This window comes from Candidatus Neomarinimicrobiota bacterium (assembly GCA_041862535.1).
Taxonomy (GTDB): Bacteria; Fidelibacterota; Marinisomatia; order SCGC-AAA003-L08; family TS1B11.
Genome location: JBGVTM010000120.1, coordinates 1 through 2,181 on the forward strand (window position 1 = coordinate 1; position 2,181 = coordinate 2,181).

Sequence of the window (2,181 nt, forward strand, 5' to 3'; positions counted from 1 at the left end):
CTGTCTTCGGCCTCAGTTTTTCCGCCACTGGTGGTCAGAACCTCGTTGAGAAGATCGCCCAGCGGTTCGCGGTGGACCTGGAGGTGGGTTACGAAGTCCACAGCGGCGACTTCATATCCATCCGACCCGCCTATGTCATGACGCACGACAACACCGGCGCGGTGATGAAGAAGTTCAAGGCCATCGGTGCCACCCGGATAGCCATTCCCCGCCAGCCGGTGTTCGCGCTGGACCATAACGTACAGGATAGGAGCGAGGCCAATCTGAAGAAGTACGCGGCTATCGAGGCGTTTGCCAGTGATATGGGGGTGGACTTCTATCCGGCGGGTCGGGGTATCGGGCACCAGATCATATGCGAGGAGGGTTACGCCTGGCCGGGCAGTTTCGTGGTGGCCTCGGACAGCCACAGCAATATGTACGGAGGCCTCGGATGTCTGGGCACGCCGGTGGTGCGCACCGACGCCGCGGCCATCTGGGCCACGGGCCGCACCTGGTGGCAGGTGCCGCCGGTGGCGCGGGTGGAGCTTAAGGGGCAGCTCCTGACAGGCAACACCGGCAAGGACGTCATTATCACGCTTTGCGGCCTGTTCAATAACGACGAAGTGCTCAACCATGCCCTCGAGATCGTCGGCGACGGCGTGGCCCACCTCACAGTCGATGACCGCCTGACTATCGCTAACATGACTACTGAGTGGGGAGCATTGGCCGCCGTTTTTCCGGTAGATGTGATCACCATTCAATGGTTGCGGGAACGAGCGGTGGTGGTTAACCGGCGGGGTTTAGCAGGGGTCCCTTCTGATGCTGACGGCAATGGGTATCATCCGCGCTTGAACGAGGCCCGTATTGCCCGGCTGGAAGCCGATCCTCCGCGGCCCGACGCAGAGGCCTATTACGCTAAGGAGCTGGTGCTGGATCTGGCCACGGTGACGCCCCACGTCTCCGGACCCGATCAGGTAAAGACCATAACCGGTGCGGTGGAGCTGGCAGGCAAGCATATAAAGATTAACAAAGCCTATCTGGTCTCCTGTGTCAACAGCCGGGTGGAGGATCTGGCGAGTGCGGCGCGAGTGGTGCGCGGCAAGAAGGTAGCGAAGGGTGTGGAATTTTACATTGCCGCGGCCTCCAGTGAAGTCCAAGCCGAAAGCGAAAAGCGTGGTGATTGGCAGGCCCTGCTAGACGCTGGAGCCATCCCCCTGCCGCCGGGCTGCGGGCCGTGTATCGGGCTGGGTGCAGGATTGTTGCAGGATGGTGAGGTGGGTATTTCGGCCACCAACCGGAACTTCAAGGGGCGTATGGGCTCGCGGAATGCCAGGGCCTACCTGGCCTCGCCGGCGGTAGTGGCGGCCTCGGCTCTGGCCGGGAAGGTCGCTGCCCCGGACAGCGCTGAAGAACTAAAGCCGGTGGGCAATGTAAAAATCAATCCCAGACGCATGGGGGCTGAGGTCAGCGTTTCGATCTGGCCTGGATTTCCCGAGAAACTAGAGGGGGAACTGGTGTTTTGCCACCAGGACAACCTGAACACCGACGGTATCTTCCCCGGGAAGTATACCTACATAGACGATTTCACCCCCCAGCAGCAGGCCGAAGTGGTGATGGAGAACTATGATCCTGAATTCGGTAAGCTGACCAAGGATGGGGACATCCTGGTCGGTGGCTTCAACTTCGGCACGGGCAGCTCCCGGGAGCAGGCAGCCACCGCGCTCAAGTACCGGGGCATCCGGCTGGTGCTGGCCGGGTCGCTGAGCGAGACCTATAAGCGCAACGCCATCAACAACGGCTTTCTGGTGCTGGAGGCGCCGGAGCTGGTGGAGGAGCTCAAGGCCCGCTATGGGACAAAGCAGCTCACCCTGCGAACGGGACTGGCGGCGACTGTGGACTTTATCCGCTCGCGAGTGACTGTGAATGGTAAGAATTATGTCATCAGTCCGGTTGGTGCCGCCGCACAGGAGATCATCGTCGCGGGTGGATTGGAGAGTTGGGTGAAAGGAAGAATTGCTGATCGCTGAAGGCTGAATGCTGATCGCTTAACCATTTCCAGGAGATAATACACATGCCTAAATACCGCATCGCCTGGCTGCCGGGTGACGGCGTCGGCCGCGACGTGATGGACTGCGCCCGCATGGTGCTGGAGAAGCTGGCACTGGATGCCGAGTACGTGCCTGGCGACATCGGGTGGGAGTT

Annotated in this window: 2 protein-coding genes; both read left to right on the top strand. The window is 60.8% G+C overall.

Annotation, left to right across the window (positions count from 1 at the left end; translation table 11 throughout):
- Window positions 1-53 precede the first annotated feature (53 nt).
- Window positions 54-2,006, top strand: coding sequence for a homoaconitase (gene lysF / locus ACETWG_04520; GenBank protein MFB0515855.1), 1,953 nt, complete (start codon window positions 54-56; stop codon window positions 2,004-2,006).
- Between the two features lie 44 nt (window positions 2,007-2,050).
- Window positions 2,051-2,181: isocitrate/isopropylmalate dehydrogenase family protein (locus tag ACETWG_04525; protein MFB0515856.1), on the top strand; the 131-nt coding region annotated here is incomplete at its 3' end.